21 protein-coding genes are annotated in these 20,058 nt (G+C 59.6%); 8 read left to right on the top strand and 13 right to left on the bottom strand.

What is annotated here, in order from left to right:
• Positions 1 to 569: 569 nt before the first annotated feature.
• Positions 570 to 794 carry a hypothetical protein gene (locus KCX59_RS22865; RefSeq protein WP_179016977.1) on the bottom strand — a complete coding sequence of 75 codons (225 nt, stop codon included), beginning with the start codon at positions 792 to 794 and terminating at the stop codon, positions 570 to 572.
• A 448-nt stretch (positions 795 to 1,242) separates the two neighbouring features.
• Between KCX59_RS22865 and KCX59_RS22860 the strand changes: the two genes are divergently transcribed.
• On the top strand, positions 1,243 to 1,407 hold the full coding sequence (locus tag KCX59_RS22860) for a hypothetical protein (RefSeq protein ID WP_179016976.1): 165 nt from the start codon (positions 1,243 to 1,245) through the stop codon (positions 1,405 to 1,407).
• A 113-nt stretch (positions 1,408 to 1,520) separates the two neighbouring features.
• Here KCX59_RS22860 and KCX59_RS22855 read toward each other — a convergent pair whose 3' ends face one another.
• Together KCX59_RS22855 and KCX59_RS22850 are read right to left on the bottom strand one after the other, a co-directional pair.
• Positions 1,521 to 2,297 carry an RES domain-containing protein gene (locus tag KCX59_RS22855; RefSeq protein WP_179016975.1) on the bottom strand — a complete coding sequence of 259 codons (777 nt, stop codon included), beginning with the start codon at positions 2,295 to 2,297 and terminating at the stop codon, positions 1,521 to 1,523.
• A 3-nt stretch (positions 2,298 to 2,300) separates the two neighbouring features.
• The gene (locus KCX59_RS22850; RefSeq protein WP_179016974.1) at positions 2,301 to 2,681 is read right to left on the bottom strand and encodes a hypothetical protein; all 381 of its coding nucleotides are present in this window, start codon (positions 2,679 to 2,681) and stop codon (positions 2,301 to 2,303) included.
• A 59-nt stretch (positions 2,682 to 2,740) separates the two neighbouring features.
• On the opposite strand from KCX59_RS22850, the gene KCX59_RS22845 reads away from it, so the two are divergent.
• Both KCX59_RS22845 and KCX59_RS22840 read left to right on the top strand, forming a co-directional pair.
• Positions 2,741 to 2,941: a hypothetical protein gene (locus KCX59_RS22845; protein WP_179016973.1), complete on the top strand. Its 201-nt coding sequence runs from the start codon at positions 2,741 to 2,743 to the stop codon at positions 2,939 to 2,941.
• A gap of 250 nt (positions 2,942 to 3,191) precedes the next feature.
• Complete coding sequence (locus KCX59_RS22840) at positions 3,192 to 4,208, top strand: patatin-like phospholipase family protein (RefSeq protein WP_179016972.1); 1,017 nt, start codon at positions 3,192 to 3,194, stop codon at positions 4,206 to 4,208.
• A gap of 156 nt (positions 4,209 to 4,364) precedes the next feature.
• On the opposite strand, the gene KCX59_RS22835 is transcribed toward KCX59_RS22840, so the two are convergent.
• Positions 4,365 to 5,321, bottom strand: coding sequence for a hypothetical protein (locus tag KCX59_RS22835; RefSeq protein ID WP_179016971.1), 957 nt, complete (start codon positions 5,319 to 5,321; stop codon positions 4,365 to 4,367).
• Between the two features lie 97 nt (positions 5,322 to 5,418).
• On the opposite strand from KCX59_RS22835, the gene KCX59_RS22830 reads away from it, so the two are divergent.
• The gene (locus KCX59_RS22830) at positions 5,419 to 6,330 is read left to right on the top strand and encodes a Shedu anti-phage system protein SduA domain-containing protein (protein WP_218648916.1); all 912 of its coding nucleotides are present in this window, start codon (positions 5,419 to 5,421) and stop codon (positions 6,328 to 6,330) included.
• Between the two features lie 103 nt (positions 6,331 to 6,433).
• Here KCX59_RS22830 and KCX59_RS22825 read toward each other — a convergent pair whose 3' ends face one another.
• Positions 6,434 to 6,997: a hypothetical protein gene (locus tag KCX59_RS22825; RefSeq protein WP_179016969.1), complete on the bottom strand. Its 564-nt coding sequence runs from the start codon at positions 6,995 to 6,997 to the stop codon at positions 6,434 to 6,436.
• A 1,521-nt stretch (positions 6,998 to 8,518) separates the two neighbouring features.
• Positions 8,519 to 8,713: a hypothetical protein gene (locus tag KCX59_RS22820; RefSeq protein ID WP_179016968.1), complete on the bottom strand. Its 195-nt coding sequence runs from the start codon at positions 8,711 to 8,713 to the stop codon at positions 8,519 to 8,521.
• Positions 8,714 to 8,878: 165 nt separating this feature from the next.
• Between KCX59_RS22820 and KCX59_RS22815 the strand changes: the two genes are divergently transcribed.
• Positions 8,879 to 9,064, top strand: coding sequence for a hypothetical protein (locus KCX59_RS22815; protein ID WP_179016967.1), 186 nt, complete (start codon positions 8,879 to 8,881; stop codon positions 9,062 to 9,064).
• Positions 9,065 to 9,803: 739 nt separating this feature from the next.
• On the opposite strand, the gene KCX59_RS22810 is transcribed toward KCX59_RS22815, so the two are convergent.
• From KCX59_RS22810 to KCX59_RS22785, 6 genes are all read right to left on the bottom strand, one after another.
• Positions 9,804 to 10,880: a substrate-binding domain-containing protein gene (locus KCX59_RS22810; RefSeq protein WP_218648915.1), complete on the bottom strand. Its 1,077-nt coding sequence runs from the start codon at positions 10,878 to 10,880 to the stop codon at positions 9,804 to 9,806.
• A gap of 50 nt (positions 10,881 to 10,930) precedes the next feature.
• Positions 10,931 to 11,929, bottom strand: coding sequence for an ABC transporter permease (locus KCX59_RS22805; protein ID WP_179016966.1), 999 nt, complete (start codon positions 11,927 to 11,929; stop codon positions 10,931 to 10,933).
• Positions 11,930 to 11,949: 20 nt separating this feature from the next.
• Positions 11,950 to 13,506: a sugar ABC transporter ATP-binding protein gene (locus KCX59_RS22800; RefSeq protein ID WP_179016965.1), complete on the bottom strand. Its 1,557-nt coding sequence runs from the start codon at positions 13,504 to 13,506 to the stop codon at positions 11,950 to 11,952.
• 170 nt (positions 13,507 to 13,676) lie between these two features.
• Positions 13,677 to 14,336: a class II aldolase/adducin family protein gene (locus tag KCX59_RS22795; RefSeq protein ID WP_218648914.1), complete on the bottom strand. Its 660-nt coding sequence runs from the start codon at positions 14,334 to 14,336 to the stop codon at positions 13,677 to 13,679.
• A complete protein-coding gene (locus KCX59_RS22790) occupies positions 14,333 to 15,391 on the bottom strand; it encodes a zinc-binding dehydrogenase (protein WP_218648913.1) in 1,059 nt (352 codons plus the stop codon). Before KCX59_RS22790 ends, KCX59_RS22795 begins: the two co-directional genes overlap by 4 nt.
• A gap of 3 nt (positions 15,392 to 15,394) precedes the next feature.
• A complete protein-coding gene (locus KCX59_RS22785; protein WP_179016964.1) occupies positions 15,395 to 16,237 on the bottom strand; it encodes a DeoR/GlpR family DNA-binding transcription regulator in 843 nt (280 codons plus the stop codon).
• A 144-nt stretch (positions 16,238 to 16,381) separates the two neighbouring features.
• Here KCX59_RS22785 and KCX59_RS22780 point away from each other — a divergent pair, with 144 nt between their 5' ends.
• Positions 16,382 to 17,896, top strand: a complete 1,515-nt coding sequence (locus tag KCX59_RS22780; protein WP_179016963.1) for a xylulokinase — start codon at positions 16,382 to 16,384, stop codon at positions 17,894 to 17,896.
• Positions 17,897 to 18,192: 296 nt separating this feature from the next.
• Here KCX59_RS22780 and KCX59_RS22775 read toward each other — a convergent pair whose 3' ends face one another.
• Positions 18,193 to 18,453, bottom strand: coding sequence for an SOS response-associated peptidase family protein (locus KCX59_RS22775; RefSeq protein WP_179016962.1), 261 nt, complete (start codon positions 18,451 to 18,453; stop codon positions 18,193 to 18,195).
• A gap of 155 nt (positions 18,454 to 18,608) precedes the next feature.
• Here KCX59_RS22775 and KCX59_RS22770 point away from each other — a divergent pair, with 155 nt between their 5' ends.
• Entirely contained in the window at positions 18,609 to 19,673 is a 1,065-nt protein-coding gene (locus KCX59_RS22770; protein WP_179016961.1) for a hypothetical protein, read from the top strand.
• Entirely contained in the window at positions 19,670 to 20,056 is a 387-nt protein-coding gene (locus KCX59_RS22765) for a hypothetical protein (RefSeq protein ID WP_179016960.1), read from the top strand. The genes KCX59_RS22770 and KCX59_RS22765 overlap by 4 nt, the downstream gene beginning before the upstream one ends.
• The last annotated feature ends 2 nt before the right edge of the window (positions 20,057 to 20,058 follow it).

Genomic DNA, 20,058 nt, shown 5'->3' with positions numbered 1-20,058 from the left:
CCCCCCACAGGCCAGACAGGCAACGGCCGTCACCACCAGGAGCGGGGAGACGGCAAGGGGCCAAGGGGCGGCGGTGGGGCGCTGCTGAAGCGACGGTAGGGCGGCGAGCTGCCGGGCCGGAGAACCGCCTGACCAACGCCCCGGCCGAGGCGACAAGTGGGCTGAGGAGGAGCGGATCCCCAAACACGCCGAGCGGCACTGGGCCGGAAAGTGGTTGGGCCCCAGCTAGTGCCAGCTCCACAGGCGGGCGCTGAGGCGGGAGCAAAGGCACTGCGGTTTACAGTAGCCAACCCACCCACGCATACAAGACGAGGAAGGCCGAGCGCAAGCGGCGCAACGGTAGGCGGAGATGTTGGCAGAGAGGCAAACAAGACACGGTTGAGCGGCGGCACAGCTGGTGGGGATCCAGCAAGAACGGAAGGGGCCAAGGTTGCGGCGGGGATGGGGCGCGCGTAAGGAACCAGGAGCAAGAGCGAGGCGCCAAAGGGAAAGTGGGGCGGGCCTTTGCTAGTACCGGCCCGACGACGTCGCACAGGCTGACGGGTTACCGAACGATCATGGCGCCCATGTCAGCACCCCAGATGCTCCATGCCCTCCCTTACTGTGTTTAGTTCTCCTCTTTGGTGGCCGGCGTTCCCTCCCTCAGCCTCTATAGCGGCGATTTCGCCTTCGAGTCTGCTCTCAGCGTTCCTCAAAGCAGTGCAGCCGTGATCAACACCGTCGGGCATCTTCGACCTTCCGAACTTCTTCCCGAGCCATCTAACGAACCTTTGCCATCTGCTCTTTTTCGCCACGACCAGCTCCTTTGCCTAGACCTTGAGGTTCCTCCTGCACCGGGGGAAGGGGCAAGGGATTGCCGGCTCTTCTTGGGACTGTCCGATAAACGGTGTGTGGGGGCCGGCGCAACATGAGCAAACAAACCAAACGAAACAAGCATTAAAAGTAAGAAAAGCGCTTGCACACCCAAGGCAGCCAGGGCACGAGGCACGGGACGGCACGCGGCCGCAGCCCGCAGCAGCTCCGACGCGCAGCGCCAGCGAGTCTTCCTCCATGTCTTCCCACACGTCGCTTTGCGCCGTCGCCAGACTGCCCAAAGAACGGCCCGTCAGCTATCGAGCCGCATAGGTCTTCCCGAAAGGAAAAGTCCCACTCTCGACCCTGCAATTCGCAAGCCAAATCGGGCTAAGCAGTTAGACACCCATGCCGTAGGTGTCTGCACTACCGACAGAAAGGCACGACGCCATGGAATCAGACACCCTCAGCACCGTCCTGGAATGCATCCAGGCATTCATCCGACTCATCCCCCACATCAAGCCCGTTATCCGCCATGCCCGAGCTCTAGGGGAGCGGAGGGAGCGGCAGCGCACCGCGCGACGTCGCCAGCGTGGAGGCAACATCGAGACCTAAAGCGGCTCTCAGGTCATCAGAAACGTCTCGCCCCCCGCGAGGAATCGCGGTGGATCGTCGCTATTTATACAAACAGGTGGGGGTGTCGGAATTCCGACACCCCCACCTGTTGGTCAGAAGACTTTCAATTTGAAGCGCCTGCTGGCTGCTTCAAGATCAGGATCGTTGAAGTGAATCGGGCTCTCCTGTAGGAGAACCAGCCCGTCGCCACCTGAGACGTTCAGGTCGTGGTTACGTAGCCATACAGCCCAATTCACGAATCCGCCGTGCCGGCTTCCGAACCTGATGCCATGGGCGTACGAACCATCGAATAGGACCAACTCGCGCAGATGGTCTGCAATCGCAGTTGTCACCTCGCGCCGGTTGGAGCGAAGAAGCCCCGTATCGACGTGAGCCACGCCAAGGTCTTTGAGTGTGTCCGGTATCGCCGCCTCAACGGCTGCCATGGTTTCGGGGTGTTCTACGTCAATCCACCAGCCAGGAAACGGCAGCTCCACGATGTGAAGCTGCCGCTCTGTTCGCCATATCCGGGGCAAGGTGCCCGAGTACATGAAGGACTTCTCCTGCCATTGAGAGGCGACTTCCTCATAGAAATCTTCCAAGCTCATCTCAAGAGCGTCAGCGTCCTTTTGGAGAGGGTCCGTCGTGCCTATCGCGCGTTTGAAGGGGGCCAGGCACTCCGAGAACGCACATTCGGCGGTCTGGGCCAGGTAGAGCGTGGTTCCGATGGTGTCATATCGGCCCCACGCCATCCTGTCCGTCTCGTCACTACGCGCCGGAGCGCTCAACGCCGGATAGCTGCTCTTTTGGACGCGGAAGGATGTTTGCCTCCGTGCCGGTAGCAACCAAAGACCCGTAGTGGGGCAAGCGAAGCCCTCATTTTGGCTCACTCTTTATGCTCCGCCTGCACCCTCAATGAAGGCCGCTACTGCTGCGGCGACTTCCTTAGCGCGATCTTCTCGAATCGCGGTAAGCGGTGTGTCCTCGTCCAGCAGCGGGTTTCCGCCAATGAACCAGCCGCGTGCGATGTGCTCGCCCTCGGCCTGCTCCAGCCGCGTCCAGAGGCGGTGTGCCAACTGCAGGCGTCGCGTAAAGTCGGTGCTTGGCTTCGGGCCATTGGGCTTTGCCCACCGGATCGGCTGCTTCCGATCCTTTGAACCAGTCAGAGCCGCCACAAGCGTAGAACCAAGGGCTTCATTCAACGCCAGGACAATCTGGTGGATGTCCATACGGGCTGTTGCGCCATGAATCTCTGTCTCTGTGAGTATTGCCATACACCGAATCTACACCCGAAATACACCCCATAAGAAAAGAGTGTGGCAAGGATCACACCATGATCGAGCATCACACCCGCTGTCGGGCTGTGCCCCACGTCACCAACCAGCCCACGATCGGCGAACACGCCCAGGATGTCACCGAGGATCAAACCGACCTCAACACACACCCGTTCACCACAACCAAGACCCGAGCCCGAAAGCCCATCTCGGATAAGCGAGCTGACGGCCAGCTCTGGGTAACCAACTCCGAGCCTTAGCAGTGGACGAAATCGGAGACACAGTGCCCTTATGACGCCTTTGTACCACGAGGCTTACGCAGCATCCGAGCAGAGGGAACAGGAATACCGAGAAACCGTGAGAGCCGTTACAGCGGGCTTAAAGCCATAGCCTGATCAGGCCATGGAGGGGTAACTGGCGGTCCTAGTAGGGCCGCGCATATGTGGGAAACCAGAGCCCGACTCCTCGAGGTTATTGTTTTGCCGTAATCGGAAGGTGTCCAATGGCCTCATGAACTCGCACCTGCGCATCCTTTCAGTCGATGGTGGCGGCATACGTGGGTATCTTCCGGCCTTGATCCTTGCCGAGATCGAACGTCGCGCCAGCCGTCCAGCTGTTGATCTCTTTGACTTGGTTGTCGGAACCTCGACTGGAGGAATCATTGCGATAGGTCTGGCGGCGGGGGTGCCCGTACAAGATCTAGCGGAGTTCTATCCCAGATACGGAAGAAGGATCTTTGGCGGCTCCGAGCAGCCCGAATGGTCGAAAAGGCTCTTCGGTACAGGTGCTACCTGGAGTGAGCGGCTTATGGGGCCCGCCAACACCATTGGTGCACCGTTCGGGAGGGATGACCGATGGGGAGGCAACGCCCGCCATCAAGCCGCTGGTTTGGAGGGCGTCCTGGAGGAGGTGCTTGGGGACACGATGCTGTCGCAAGCGCGATTACCTCTGTTAGTGACCAGTTACGAGGCGCAAATGGGACTCCCTGTGGTATTCAGCTCCGCAGAAGCGAATCACGACCCTGCTCGGTTCGATCTACCGCTACGTTCCGTCGCGAGGGCAACATCGGCGGCACCCACCTTCTTTGCACCTGCCATGATGACTTGGGCCGGAGGCCCCCGCCAATTCGTCGACGGTGGGGTATGGGCAAATAACCCGGCGGCTCTCGCAATCACCGAATCCATTAGAATAACGGCCTCCCAGCGACGGACTGGCACCTCTGTATTCCTGGTTTCTCTTGGAACCGGAATGGCCGCATCTACCCCGGCTTTCGCCGGTGAAGGGTCATGGCTTGCTGCCTTTTCCGACCTCGCCAAGATCGCCACGAGTATCACCGGGAGCGACATACTCGCCACCCGTGCGCTCGGCGACTCTTATGCCAGGCTGCAAGTTATCGACGATCGTATCGCCGGTGCCATGGATGATCCCTCGCTTTCACGGTTGGAGGCTCTCCAACAGGCCGCTCAATCTCTCATCCAATCGGAATCAGGCGAAATTGACCGCATTGTGGCCAACATCAAAATCTAGGCCGCGTCAGGACGGCCACTTGCCACAGAAGCAGTTCCAGCGGGCCCCCAGGATGACGCGAGAAGCCGCTGCAGTCTGAATGAGCCGCAATGTCGCCAACGATTTGAGGGAAGGGCCGATGCCGGCCAGCCCTACAGCCTTCCACCCAGGGAACGACTAGCACCTAGGTATGATCTTGCAGGCGCCGGCCGCCCAAGTTAGGTACTTTCCAACCTGGAGTCCGTTATCAACTTGCCCTGCCAGAGTATCCACATGCTGGATCCACGTGCCGCCTCTGGCTTTTGGAACGTTGCGTAGGGCATCGGCCCCTTGATCCGCTTCGCGCATCGCAGTAGCGCAAGAGGTGGCAGCCGAGGTGGCTTTAAGTTGGTTTTGGGTACGATCGACAAGGTCGCTGGTTGGCTCTATCTCAGAGTTTGACTCTGTGGCTTTGTAGGCAGCCAGCATGCACTTCGGAATGGCCGCCGAGTGCCCGGTTCTCCTTTGAAGCGTAAGTGCTAGGTAGTCCACGCCGCGTTCCTGAAGGAACTCTGATGAAAAGTCCTGAGTTGCCCAGGCGGCGGTCAACTCAACGTGGGGGATCCAAGAAATTTCGGTCGTGTTAATGACGGTTATGGATTCCCCAGGAACCATGATTGCGAGATTGGGATCAAGAACCGATTGGAAAATCTGATCACGAAGAGCCCAGCGGAAAAAATTTGCCTTATCAGTGGGTTGATAGACCCGATAGTTGTTTGCTGGTCCTGTGAAATACCAAACCCCATCACTGGTGTTGGCGAGGAATGTCCGTGGTTTGCCGTTAGGTACCGGAATGTCATTCCTATGGTCACAGACCAGAACATCGGCATACACCTTGGCTTCGCTGTCCGTAAGGCCTGTGTACCCAATGCTCCGGTAATCGGGATCCGGACATGGACCCGGAAGATCGGCAGCAATCTGCTCCAGCAGCGCGTCGATAGGGTCTGGTGGAGGCGTGGTTTTTGGGGATGGGATCGGGTCCTGTCGGGGTGGTGGGGTCGAACCCCCGCCTGTTCCGCCGGTTACTTCCGGTACGCAGCCAGGTAGGGTGACTGCCAGCAGAAGCGCCACCACAAATAAGGTCTTTGTTCTCACTGACTTCTCCGCTCACCCTTGAGCTAATGTTGCCAATGCTACGCCTGCGTCCAACCTGCTGTAAGTCCACGCCAAAGAGAACTTTTGACTGCTTGCATTGTCGCCGAAACTGGTTTCGGAAGGGCCGGCGGAACACTGTAAGTTCATTTTCATGAATGTGATCCCAACCGCTACTGCCGAATCGAATCTCAGCCCAGGCCAGGCTGAGTGGCAGCAAGTCAAACAGGCTGACACTGAACTGGTTCCGCAGAAATTCCTCGAGAAGCACCCAGCCCTTCTACCTGGCGCATGGGGCGATATTGGCCCGGGCGGACACCACGGTCCCCTCTACAGCACCGTCTTTCGGCAGCCACCCCTACGAGGTCTCGATGCAAAACTAGTTCCCGACTTCATGTGGATCACACGTTCTACTGTGAACGTATCGCCGATTTGCATCGAGATAGAACGCCCAACCAAAAAATGGTTCACGGACGCCGGACAACAGACAGCAGAACTTACCCAGGCGTTGAATCAGCTGCTGGAATGGAGAGGGTGGTTTAGCGACCCAAAGAACCAAGAAATTTTCGCCGAGGTATACCTAAAGGGCAAGTTCCGGGAACGGGCCCTGACGCCTCAGTTCGTGCTTGTCTATGGCCGAGAGTCCGATTTCACGGCCCCGCACAAGCTGACAACAAAAGCTCGCCATCGCAAAAGACACCTCATGGCCAGACAAGCTGACGAACATCTATATACGTTCGACTCGCTCAGATGGGATACGAGGAACGAGACCATGCTGACGACATCCGTCCACGAAAATGGCCAATTCGAGGTAAACCGAATCAGTAAAGACTTCGAATACCTGGGCGACCCAACAGGCGCATACCACCTAGGGGACATCGAACCGGCACTCGCCGCCAACCCCGAGATAACTACCGCCCGGGCCGACGAAATCCGCGCAGAATGGGCAAAGGAACAGGCGGAGGGCACCAGATTGATCGAAGGAAAAACCCACCGAGAACCCGACTGGTGACCGCTAGACGAAGCGGGCCAGTACGAATGATGGCAGTGACAGCGAGCGCCATGAAGTCAGGGAATGAACGGTAAAGGTGCTGTTCCAAGGTCTTCCTGAGCCGTCAGCTTCGCCGGTCGGGAAAGATGTTTAGTTCCAGTTTCCTAAGAGATCTGGGGAATGCCGAGGACGAGTAGGTGCGACTGGCACCCAACCTAAACCATCTCTCCAGATCCTCGCCGGTCGATGCTTCACTGAGTACACTCGTGATCTCTTGCCCGAATTTATAGGGGTATGCCACTTCAGTTCCGCCCGTCGCGGCCTTGGCGATGACCCGTACTTGCATCGGACCGAAGTGCTGACAGTCGTTGTGTCCTTGCAGGATATTTAGGGCGCTCTCAAACATTTCCTTGCGGGCGCTCCGAGCCTTGCCTTTGTTTGCGGTGATGCTGTGGAAGGCGTGGGGGCCAGTCGATGGGTAGTTTGCGACCACAACCAGGGCATCTGTCGCGGCTTCGATGCGAAGGCTCATCTCGTCCCGTGAGAGCCCAGTAATGGAGGCAATTTCCTCTTTGATTGCTCTCGCGCTGGTGAGGTGGTCGACCTGTCCCGTCCAGTTCGGAATGTCAGGGCTGTTGATGACCCACCCATCGCCGTTTTGAACTGCGGTGATCTTAAAGAGTGTCACTGCTTCTCCTTGGTAGGTGCGTCGTCACAGCGCGGTGACATCGCATGGACAGGCCCAACACCCGTAGGGGTCGCTGTGTTCATCGAGGGTGTGGGTACACGCGTGGCATGGGTGCTCTTCCCCTTCGTCAGACCATGTGAGTCCTTCGAGGTGTTTCGTTAGCTCGTATGGGAGCTGGCCTTGGACCCATCCGGGACAGAGACATGAACCGTCTTCGGAGGTCGGTGCTGATTTGATTTGGTCTTTGATGAGTGCATTGAGAATCGGATAGGGCTTGTCCGAGACGCAGCCTTGATGCCCTTCCGAGTTCCGTAGTGTAGATGGAAGGAATGTCCGCAGGAGTGGCATGTGGTTGTGCCCGAGACCGCGCCGGACCGCAGGAGCGCTTCTCTGGCATTTTCCAGTGTGCCGATGAGTTGGTGCATCACTGCGTTCCCTTCAACCGGTCATGGTGTGTGTCTGAGTTTTCGGCGAGCGCCGAGACCTCTGGCTTTAGCTTTTCGGGGTTGCGGTCTCGTGGTGTGGGTCTTAGTAGCGGACACGTGTCCTCTGTCGATGCGCGCCGTGCGAAGCTGCCCTTATTCACTCCGCCTCGTCAGTTCGTCGGCTGTGTCAATCGGCCAGCATGTGGGGCATGGCGGCTTTGAGGGTTGCGCGAACTTTGGCCATGGCCTCAGCGCGTCCATCTGCTGTTGCATCCTCCCCGGGAATCCCGAGCAGCCCGTCCTCGATATAGAGCCGTGCGCCACTCTCTCGCTGCGTATGTAATCACTTCGCATCTTCCTTGTTTCGACTCATTGTTGCGTGTGGGGCCGACAGACTAGCTGTGGTGTGGGTTCACGGGGCTAATCGTGAGGTATAGGGGCATGTTGGCTGTGCTGTAAGTGGAGGTTCCTTCGGATTCCCAGTTGTCGATGGTGGTCTCCCCTTCCATGGTGAGCGCTGTAATGAAGTATTCGCTTTCGTAGTAGGCCCATTGCCTGATGACGTCGTCCTCTCTGGGGCTTCTTTCCAGGCCTCCAGGATCTGCCGTGCCTGGTCGGTGTTGATCAGCCAGTCGGTGTCGGCCATGTCATCAGGCTTTGCCAGGATCAAGGTTTCGTTCAGGGGAAGGGGCTGGCCTCGATTTTGATCGTGGACATTTGCGGGTTTCCTTTCAAGATGGCAGCGGTGGGCTGTCGGCCCGGGAGAGCGCTCGGTAGGCCAGTGGCTGCACCAAGAGATCCGGTTGTGTTGAAAGGCGGCGGCGACGAAGTCTTTTCACCACGTCCCGGATGCATGAGGTCGGTTACGACGACCTAAACCGGGTGCATCGTGGGTGATCAGTACCCGCCGCCGGTTCCGCCGTCGCTCGGGTTCGCGTTTCGGTAGGTCCCGCCACTCCCCTGCCTCGTTGGGACTGTCGCTTCCCCCTGTGAGCCGGTGGGGACTCCTTGGCTTTCCTGGCTTGGCGGACGTTGGTCACGATGCCGGCACTGAACAGCGCCGCGATGTCTGCGGGCACCAGCCAATTCTCCACGGTCAGCCCGCGTGTGCGCTTGACCTGATGCGTCCGAGTTCGCCCTTGGGGTAGAGGCGTTCGGCGTCTTTCATGAAGTCCTCTTTGCTGATGAGGTTTGACCAGCTCGTGCCCGGTTCACGAGCTGTCACGGCTCGTGCTTGATCCCAACTGTCAGCTTCGATGACCAGCCAGCCGTCGGGGGTGTGCCTGCTCAATCGTTGGGTGGTGTTCCCGGGCGTATCGCGGCCCGAAGGTGACGAAAAATTCCATCATTGGTGCTCCCCTGCTAGCCGATCATCGGTGTGGGCCGGCTGCCGCCTTTGCTGTTGTCAGACTAGCGGCTGTAAGTCTTCCCGTCCGAGGTCATTTAGGTTTTTCCCATGGACACGACGAGAGCATCACTGATCTGGGCGCTACTGGGACTTATGTACGGCGCGCATTGCGCCCTGACCACCGGTGGGACCTGGTATCTCATCGCGTCCGCCGTAATTCTGATCGCCTCCGGTGCTGTCTGCCGTGGAAGCGCGATTCAGATCGTGCGGCGGCCGGACCAGCAGCGCTACTAAGAGCGGGCCATATTTTTGGCTGCATGAACAGAGTGAGTTCTCATGGACGAGTCCATTCCGAGGGCCCTGCATCCACCGGTTGCCGTTGCCCTGGCGAAACTCATCAAGACATTCCCTTGCCCGGAGCGTTCTCGTGCGGCCTGTATTCAGAGCCCAAATGGGACGGATTCCTTCACTGCACTCTGTCACCCGGGGCCAGTCCGTCCTGCCACCGATCAGGTAGCTGCTGACACGCCAATTCGCTCTAGCCTACGCACGCGCACCTGTCTCAAACTAACGATGAGTGCTCGATTTTGCCTGAATGTTGCAAGACATAGTTACGAGAATTGCCCTGCCGCCGCACTTCCACAATTCCGCCGAGAATCCGCGACTGTGTAGGTGAAGCGGCGGCTGTTCGCTCGTTGAGACGTCTCGTTTCCCAAGGCTTTCGAGACGATCCGCAGTGGAGCGGTAAGGGCACCCCGGGCGGTTTTGCAGGCGGGTGTTATAGGAAGTAGCGAGTACCCACATGACGGCCTTCCCGAACAAACGATGCGCCCCAGTTGTCAGCCGAAAAGGAATGCGAAGTCCTGCCATCGGCATCTCGGGGATACCGTTCACCCGGCTGCCCACTTCCCGAAATCTCAACTAAACAGCCCCGTAGAGTTCGTAACAAACTCTACGGGGCTGTTTAGTTGAGATTTCGGGAAGTAGTAATGAGATCGGAAACGACGAGCCGTATGGAGTCCTTGGGTCGTAGTTACTGTTCCTGTCCTGGCAATCCCTCGTATGCGAGGTTGCCGGTTTCCAGGTTCTTGTCGATGAGGTCGGTCAGCTTGTCCAGGAAGTCTTCCCGCTTGTTGACCACGTGTTCGAGGGCGGCGTCGACGTTGTCTTTCGTGATGGCTGCCATCTTGTAGGTGCCGTGGTTATCGACTTTTTCGCCGCGGGCAATTTTGGCTGCCACAGCGACTCCTGCGGCCAGCTCGACTGTGCCGTTTTGGAGCGAAGTACCGATGAAGTCGCCGTTCTTGACGGCGTTGAGCCCGTCCTGGATACCGTCAATGCCGACGATGGGCACGTTCGTGATGCCGGCCTCGCGCAGGGCCTGGAGAGCACCGAGGCCCATATCGTCGTTCTCCGCGATCACGCCCGTGATCTCCGGGCCGAAGGCCGAGATCCAGTTCTTCATTTTGTTAACCGCTTCTTCGCGGCTCCAGTTGGCGGTGTCCTTGGCTAGAACCTTGACGTCCGGGTTCTTCTTCAATACGGATTCGATACCCGAGTAGCGGTCCATCTGCGCCGACTGACCGAGGGGTCCTTCGAGGACGACGACATTGCCTTTGTTACCCAGTTTCTTCATCATCATCTCGGCTTCCTGGGCGCCGGCGGCCACGTCGTCGGGTTGGACGCTGCCTGAGAGGTCAGGGTTTTTGAGGCTAGCGTTGACGTCCAAGATCGGAATATTAGCTGCCTTTGCTGCAGCTACCTGCGGCTGGAGCGAGTCCTGCTGGACAGGAACAATCAGGATGGCATCGACCTTCGCGCTGACGTACTGGTCGATCTGGCTTGCCTGGGTGCTGACATCGTTGTTTGCTGAGTTCCAGAGGACTTCAATGTTGTTGTCTTTCGCATATCGGTCGATGCCTTCCTTCCCCGCAGTGATGAAGGAGGACATGTTGTAGACGCTGACGCCGACCCGTACTGGTTTCTTGCCTCCTTCGCTGGCCGCCTTCTGGGCACTGGGGTCACCGGCGCCGCATGCTCCCAGGGTCAAGGCCAGGGCTCCGGTGGCGGCCACGGCAGTTCCGCGGCGAATAAGCTGGCTAATCTTCATTGATTGGTTTCTCCTTATGACTTGCTTGTTGGTGGGGTGTAGCGGTGGGGTCAGGTTCGGCGTTTGCTGGCCCATACATCGATCGCGACTGCGGTGACGATGAGCACGCCCTTGATGACGTCCTGCCAGTAGGCAGGGACGGTGAGGATGTCCAGGCCGTTGTTGAGGGTCTGGATGAGCAGGAGGCCCAGGACTGTGCCCCAGATGGTGCCGCGTCCGCCCATCAAGCTTGCCCCGCCGATGACGACGGCAGCGATGGCGTCCAGTTCGTAGCCCTGGCCCAGCGTCGGGGACCCGCTGATGACGCGGGAGGAGAGCATGATGCCGGAGAGGCCTGCCAGGGCGCCGCTGATGGCGTAGACACTGAAGAGAACGCGCCCGGTTTTTACCCCGGCGATCTCGGAGGCGAGCCTGTTGCCGCCCACGGCGTAGATCCTCAGCCCGTAGGTGGTGCGGCGCATCATCAACCCGAAACCCACGATGCCCAGGATCATGAGCACAACCGGGATGGTCAGGCCCAGGACCTGGGTGTTGGCGACCTGCCCAAAGGCTGCCGGAAGTCCGTTGATGGGCGCGCCGTTACCGACGACGAAGGCCAGTCCGGAGGCCAGGGTCAGCATTCCCAGGGTGGCGATGAAGGGCGGTACGTTGATCAGAGAGATAACGGCACCATTGATACTGCCGGCTATCAGCCCGACGAGTACAGCGACGAGGACGGAGAGCCAGACCTGGTCTGGGAAGGACTTGGCGAACAGGGCACCGGACATTGCGCTGACGGCGATGACGCTGCCTACGGACAGATCGATGCCGCCGGTGAGGATGACGAGAGTTTGTCCCAGGGCGATCAGGGCGAACGGGGCTGCCGCGATGAGGATCGTTGTGACGTTATCGACCGTGCCGAACCGCGCACTGCGGTAGAGAAAAAAGGCGATCACGAGCAGCATGACGATGACCATCGCGTAGCGAATGGCTAGGTTTTGGAACCATTCACGCGAGAAGCGTTGGGTGGTTGGATTAGCTGGGGCTGGAGGTGTAGTTGTGGTCGACATCGTTGTTTTCCTCTGGGGATTTACTGGGTCAGGCCGCTGGCGAGCCGAAAAATCTTTTCCTGCACGTCGGATCGGTCAAGGTCTTCACGGCTGAGTTCGCCGGCTACTTCCCCGCCTCGCATGACGAGGGCGCGGTGGGACAGGCTGAGTACTTCGGGCATGTCGCTGGAGGCCATCAGGACGGCCATGCCCTGGGATGCGAGCTCCACGATGATGCGGTAGATCTCGCTGCGGGCTCCGACATCGACTCCTCTGGTGGGCTCGTCCAGGAGCAGGACGTCGACAGGGCCGGTCAGCCAGCGTGCCAGCACGACTTTTTGTTGATTGCCGCCGGAGAGGGTTTCCATCGGTTGGCCCAGGCCCCGGCTGCGCAGCCGCACCGAGTCGGTTGCCTTTTGTACTGCCGCGCGGCGGACGCCCTGCTTCAGGAAACCTGCTGTGGAGTAGTGGGAAAGCCTGGGCAGGCTTCCGTTGTCCAGGACGTCCATGGACAGGATCGCCCCGGAGCCTTTACGGTCTTCGGGAACGATGGCGATTTTCGAAGCGATCGCAGCCGACGGAGAGTGCTTTTTGACGGATTGGCCTAGGACCCGGACCTCCCCGCCCATCGTGCGGCGCATGCCGAAGATGGTTTCGAGCAGTTCGGTCCGTCCTGCTCCGACGAGTCCGGCCAGGCCGACGATCTCGCCGCGACGGACTGTAACCGACACAGGACCGCCTGCTCCATCGACGTATAGGCCATCAACCTCAAGCACTATTTCCTCAGCCGGGGTGTTGCGTTCGGGAAACAGGTCTTCGAGTTCGCGGCCGATCATGGCCGTGACTATGTTATCGTCGCTGAGCTCGGCCAGGGGTTTGTCAAGGACTAGGCCGCCGTCGCGGAGGACGATTACCCGGTCGGCCACCGCCCGGATTTCCTCCATTTTGTGGGTGGTGAAGAGCAGTGCCACCCCGCGGTTGCGCAGGTGGCGCATCACCGAAATCAGTCGTTCGACTTCGCGTTCAGCGATGGCACTAGAGGGTTCGTCCAACAGGATGGCCCTGGCGCCGGTGTTGGTAGCCTTGATGATCTCGATGATCTGGCGGATGCCGACCGGCAGGCTCCCCATCCTGGTGGCCGGATCAATGTCCAGGCCGAACACTTTCAGGTTCTTTCGGGCCTCGTCGATCATCCTTTTGCGCTGGAGGCCTAAAGGACCCCGGATTTCACGACCGATGAAGATGTTCTCGTAGACGCTGAGATCCATGACTGATGCCAGTTCTTGGGGAACGATGCTCACGCCCAGCCTGTAGGAGGCCTGGGCGTTGCCGGCGGGAAGGTCGTGTCCCTGAACGAGGACTCGTCCAGCGTCAGGGCGGTACTGTCCCGATGCGATTTTCATCAGTGTTGACTTGCCGGCGCCGTTTTCGCCGGCGAGGGCGGTAATGGTTCCGGGAAAGAGCTGCAGGGACACGTCCTTCAGCACGGGTACTCCGCCGAAGGATTTCTTGATATTGAGGCACTCGAGGCTTATGGGGCTGCTGAGGCCCGTCTCGGGGGACTCACCTGACCGGTGACTCGTCGTTGGGCTGGTCATCTTCGTTCTTTCCGCCCACAAGCACCATCGCCAGGAGCTGATCCATTTCACTGTGATTTCCGGTATGGTCCCGATGGAGGGGACCAGATGGGCCTACTCGTTGAAGGGAGAGGGCGCTCGTGGAGCGTGCTCTCCGCTGGGACGTGTCCTTGCGGCCTGCCCCAGCGGGGTTAGGGCTGGCCGCCGGTGGGTTGCACCCCGTAGCTGAGGAAACCGGTCGTGACCCGCTCCATCTCGTCCGCTGGAAGGAGCGCCGGCTCCCCGACGCTGCGGGCTCTCAGCCAGACATCGCACAACCATTCGAGCTGACGGGCACGGTCGTAGGCCTGCTGGAGGTTATCCCCGACGCAGATGGTCCCGTGGTGCTTCATGACAGCACCCGTGCTTCCGCTCAACGCGTTGGACACATTGTTCACAAGGGCCTCCGTGCCGTAGGTCGCGTACGGTGCAACCGCAACGGACCCTCCGAACATCGCCAGCTGGTAATGCACAGGCGGGACCTCGTCCTGCAGCAGCGAAAGGGCCGTCGCCGCGGTGGAGTGGGTGTGGACGACCGCCTGGGCGCCGTGGCGTGCGTAGCACATCAGGTGCAGGGGCATTTCAACGGTGGGGTTGAGGCGCCCGTCGACCCTCTCACCGTCCAAAGTCACCACGACGATGTCTTCGGCGGTCATTGTGTCGTAATCGGTTCCGCTTGGCGTGAGCAGGACGTTATCCCCGACCCGGCGGGAGATGTTCCCCGACGTTCCGACCACGAGGCGGTCGCGAACCATGCGTTGGGCAAGGTCTACTACGGATTGGCGCTCGTCGGCCAGCAACAGGTTGCTCATGCTGGCAGCGACGGGTCGAGAAGATACTTGGCGCCTTTACCCTGGGCCATGTCTTCGAGGCTCTCGACGAGTGCTTCGAGTGGTCGCGTCTCTGAGATGAGCGTTTCACCATCCAGGTCCCCGGAGCTGAGGAGGTCAAGGGCGACCTTTGTGTATTCAGGTGTGTGATGGAAGACGCCCTTGAGTGTGTACTCGCTGTAGTGCATCGCCACGGCGTCCACAGAGAAGCGGGAGCCGGCTTTCGGGCCGCCGAACAGGACGGCTGTGCCGCCCGGGCGAAGGCATTCCACGGTCTGTTCCCAGACTTCGGGAAGCCCGACAGCCTCGATGGCGACGTCGACTCCTCGCTTGCCGTCTGTGAGCTCGCGGACGGCAGCCGCACGGTCAGCCGTGGTGGCGAGATCGGTGAGGTCCAGGACCTGGCCGGCCCCGGCTTCCTTGGCCTGTTGCAGGCGTACGGCGGAACGGTCGGTGGCGATCACGTTTGCTCCCCGCAAGCGGGAAAGCTTGATGAACATGAGCCCGATGGGCCCGCAGCCGTTGACGACAATCGTGTCTCCGAGCTGCATCCCGGTTTCCGCCATGCCGTGGACGACGGTCGCCAGGGGCTCCAGGGGAGCAGCGGACGCGAAGCTTACCGAGTCGGGAAGGTGGAAGGTGTTCCGTGCCACGATTGCCGCGGGAATGACCACCTGCTCAGCGAAGGCACCGTTGAGGAACTCAAGGTTTTCACACAGGCTGGGGCGCTGCTTCGTGCAGGCCCAGCAGCGTCCGCACGGTGCTGTGTTGGCGGCGACGACGCGCTGGCCGACTTCGAAGCCTTCGACGCCGGTGCCTACAACTTCGACGACGCCAGCGAACTCATGGCCGAACCGGGCCGGGAGGACCGGGAAGAGTTTGGGGTGTCCCCGACGGTAGGACTTGAGGTCTGTTCCACAGGTGGCTGCGGCGCGGACGTTGACGGAAATTTCACCTGGGCCGGGTAGGGGGCGTTCAATTTCCTCGATCGCGAGTTTGCCTGGGCCGCGGAAGATTGCGGCGCGCATGGTGTTCATGGTTTAGTTCTCCTGGCTGACGGGGTAGGTGTTGGAAAGCCCCAGTAAAGGCGGGGCCGTGATGTCCTCCGGGAGGACGTCGACGACACTGATTTCCGGGGAAAGCTGCTGAAGTTCTTCCAGGTGCGTGTCCGAAATGCCGCTGTCGGTGACGACGACGTCGAAGTTGTCGATGGAGCCGACGCGGTATGACGCGCGCTGGTCGAACTTTGAAGAATCGATCATGAGGATCCGGGTTTCGCCGATTTCGGAAAGCATTTTCTTGCGCCGGGCCGTATCGGGCGACGGATGCAACAGCCACCCCTTGTGAACGGAGGCAGCGGAGAGGATGGACACGTCGGCGTTCAGTAGTGCGAGCTGGTCTATGACCGCCGGGCCGTCGAACGAGTCCAGGTTCCGGTCGTACTGCCCGCCCAGGGACACGAGGTCGATGTCGGGGTCAGCGGCTGCTGCGTTGATGGCAGGCAGGAAGTTCGTGATGAGGGTCATCGGGTGAAGGCTGCGGAAATACGGCAGCAGAGCGGCCGTGGTGGTGGAGTCTTCCATGGCGATCGTCATACCTGGACGCAGGTAGGACATGACGCCCCTGGCGATGGCCCGCTTTTGCGCAGTGTTTTGGCGGTATCTCAGGGCAACGTTGCGCTCGTGAAGACGCAGGCCGCCAGCGCGGGCGCCTCCGCGGGTCTTTTCCAGCCACCCCTCATTGGACAGGGCGTCCAAGTCGCGGTGAATAGTCATCAGGCTTACTCCGAAACGTTCGGCCAGTTCCTCGTTGCGTACTGCCCCGGACTCTTTCACGTACAGGGCTATCTGTTCGCGGCGCCGGCTCGGAATGTCAGGTCCCATCTCAACTCCTCGTTGAATTTCGTGGGATCAGAATAACCTCAAAAAAATAACAAAAACAACAGTTGACTTGTTATGTTTGTTGGAGTCATGATGTAGGTCACTACTTTCGCGAGAGCGACATGCATTCGAAGGCGAGGCCTCACCATGCTCCCCCCAACCACCGCCGAACAGCACGAGGTGGTCATCGCGATTGACTGCTCCACGACAGCAAGCAAGGCGGTCGCAGTTGATGCGCAAGGCAACACCGTCGCCACGGGACGTGGCAACCTCACACTCAGCAGCCCGGCAGCGGGCGAATACGAGCAATCCGCCGAAGAATGGTGGCAGGCTACCGAACAGGCCATCAGAGCTGTGACTGCTATCGTGGGCTCCACGAGGATCCGCGCGTTGGCCATTACCTGCCAGCGTGAGACCTTCGTCTGTTTGAACGGTGAACAGCCGATTCGGCCCGCCATGGTCTGGATGGACACCCGGGCAAAGAACGAGGTCCGCGATCTGGGCAACGACCGGGTACACGCGATTTCTGGCCGGCCGGCCGACACTACCCCGAGCTTCTATAAGATGGCCTGGCTCCGCCGTCACGAACCGGTGACTCTGGACTCTGCAGATAGGATCGGCGATGTCTCCGCGTACCTGAACCTGCGCCTGACAGGGCATTGGGCGTCCAGCCGGGCAAGTGCCGACAGCACAGGCATGGTTGACATGGTGCTCGGAACCTGGTCTCGGGAGTTGTGCACCTCAGTGGGCGTGCCGATCGACAAGCTGCCCCGGATCGTCGACCCGGGCGCTGTAATTGGCCTGGTTACCGATGAGCTCGCCGCTGAACTTGGTCTACCCGCGTGCCTCCCGGTCGTCGCAGCTGCAGGAGACGGCCAATGCGCCGCCGTCGGAGCAGGTGTCATCGCACCCGGAAGCGTCTACCTAAACATGGGTACCGCTGAGGTGTGCGGCACCATCTCGGAAGACTACGTCTGGGGCCGCGACTACAGGACTGTCGTAGCCGCAAGCGGCAACGGGTATCTCCTGGAAGCCTTTCTGTCATCCGGAACATATTTGGTCAATTGGTTCTTAGACGGCTTTGGCACGGGCACACCGGCATCTGAACAGATCGCTGATCTGGAAGCCGCCCTCACCGAAATCGGCCCGGGAGCCGAGGGACTCCTCACCCTCCCATACTGGCACGGCGCCCAAACCCCGTACTGGGACAGTGCAGCCCGTGGTGCGGTCATCGGCTGGACGGGAACCCACACCAAAGCCCACTTTTACAAGGCCATCCTCGAAGGCGTCGCCTTCGAGGTGAAGCTGCAGGTGGAAGGACTTTCCCGCGCAGTAGCTGAAAACCCGACCGAAATCCTTGTCACCGGAGGCGGTTCCAGAAGCCTCATCTGGGCCCAGATCGTCGCCGACGTCCTGGGCAGAGACCTCACCCTGTGCAAGGCTCCGGAGACGACAGCGCTGGGCGCCGCCATGTTCGCTGCAGTGGCCGTAGGAATCCACGCCGACCTGCCCGCAGCTGCAGCCGCCATGTCACGACGAGGCGTAACCATACGTCCGACCCCAGCCGCCGAAGCAAAATACGCGCAGCTGTGGAAGGTCTACCAACACCTCTACGAAACCCTCGCCCCGGTGTACAAGGCATTGGACGCCGTCCCCCGCTGAGGGTTTGCCGGTCAAATGGGTGCCACGACGGGAGAATACCCTGCTGTAACAAGGAGATTTCATCGTGGCGGTTGCGATACAGATCACACTTGATGGTCCGAGGGAGGATACGTTCCTCGCCATTCACTACCGCGGGAGCGGGCCCAACGCCTAAGTCCGCACTCATAGGGGCCATGTCTGGAGGTCTTCCGCACCAGACACTCCGCTATCCCTCCGGCTATTCGCCACGGAACTGGTCAGTTCCGGACTGCCCTTGCATATTGTCTCGACCTTGTTCGGCCACCTGAACCTGGAAACTACCCGCGGTGCCGGCTGCGGGTATTAATCGTCTTTGACCCTAATATGGTGTCCTTTGACCAAAACGGAACGAGCCCCCACCGGGCTATCAACAGGCGGCGCTCAATGACTCCCTCATCCAGTCGTTCAGCAACTATCGGAACGTTCTGGGTCGGGGGCGACATTCCGGCTCGGCCCTGGTGGCTGCCCTCAATTTCCTTGGCCTCGAAGTGGCTCGGAAGGTCGCTTGCTGCTTTGGACATCACATATCCGCCGCACATGACCCTATTCTCTCCGCTTAGCCACCCAGTGGGAGCCACTGCGAGCAGCCACCGCTACTTCAGGGCATTTTCCGTTCCATGCAAAGACGTGAATAAGTTCCACCGACTATAGTCAGATCGTCCAAATTTGGCTGAAACGAATGAGCGGAAACTGCGTGGAGGACACCGGGGACAACGGCGCGGCCAACGACGCTACGGATGAGGAAAACCCGGGCAAGGACGAGCAGGAGCATGGCAATCAAAGTCCTGCGCGCATTAGCCGATCCGTCAAGATCGTCCTTGCATCCATGCTTGTCGGCGTTGTCGCTGCTGGAATAGCACGGTGGAACTTCTTACCAGCCAGTAGCCGCTACTTCTTGCCGGCCTCAGCTGACGATTGGGCTGCGTGGGGCACTTGGGCTGGAGCGTTCGGGTCTATTGGTGCTGTTTTCTTTGCCTCGCAGTCGATCAAACATGCGATTGAGGCTCAAAGGGGAACCGAGAGAGAGCTGAAGAAGGACCGTGTACACGACAGAACAGAGCGCGAAAAGGAACGGGCCCTTGTTCGTGAAGAGCGGGAAGCGCTGACGAAGGAAGCTGACCGTATCGCTCTGAATGATGCGCTGAAGCTGACCTTCAAGTATGGGTGGGGCGCGCCGGATGACGCCGAATACTCGGAAGTGCAGTACAGGATTTCGGTAGCGGATCGTGAGCACTACGAGCAATGGTTGGATGCCGTTGAAGAGGACGATGCCAGACAACTTCAGTCCGCCTATGTGCTTATTCAGAACGCTTCGAAGGACAATACCTTCGATGATCTGACTCTGTGGCTCCGCGAGGACACTCTTAATGTGACCGGTGTTGAAGTTGCCGACCGTGATGCACCTCCCCTAAGAAGGAGCAGCGAGTTCCTGGAAGGGGAGCCCCCAAAGTGGCAGTGGCGAACCGACTACGAGCCCGTATTTCCTCCTGGCTCAAACCAGTGGGCACTCGGTTCAGTGTCGCCCGGCAGACAGATGTTGATGAAACTTTCGTTTGCGACTCCGCAGAACTATAACGAGTGGGATCCAATCCATCTATGGGCTGATGATGAGCAGGGCCCTGCGCATCCCCGTCATTTGATTCTTGGGTATCGAGACTCGGCAGGACGCCGCTGGATACGCTCGACCCGCTCTGCCCGGAACCAACCTCACCGGTTGCTGGACGCTACGAGTCTCACCGGAGAGAAGTCAAAGAAATGAACAACACCCCCACTTTTCAGCTGGACACTAGAGAGTCTGCAGAAGAAGTTCAGACCGGCATGCGCTATTTGGCCCAACTGACGGAACGCATGGAACCGATTGTCGGGAAAATGGACACCGACTCTCTTCCTAAACCCTCAGATTCCAGCCTCATCGCTATCGTAGATTCCTTCAATTCCTATGAGCCGCTGCCGCATCAAGTGGAAAGCCTGCTCGCCGTCGCCATCGACAACGTTCGCACCACTCTTTCGCACGTGAAGATGACAGAAGATCTGCCTATGACGGCTCTCTACTCAATGATCCGCTCGGCGATCGAAGCCACCTCATATGGCCTCTGGATCCTCCGCGCAGGAACTCAGGATAAGAACGCGTTCTCTCCCTAAGA

Source organism: Paenarthrobacter nitroguajacolicus (assembly GCF_051027655.1).
Lineage (GTDB): Bacteria > Actinomycetota > Actinomycetes > Actinomycetales > Micrococcaceae > Arthrobacter > Arthrobacter nitroguajacolicus.
Note: the sequence above shows the minus strand (reverse complement) of the source record. Positions and strands in the feature narration are given on the sequence as shown.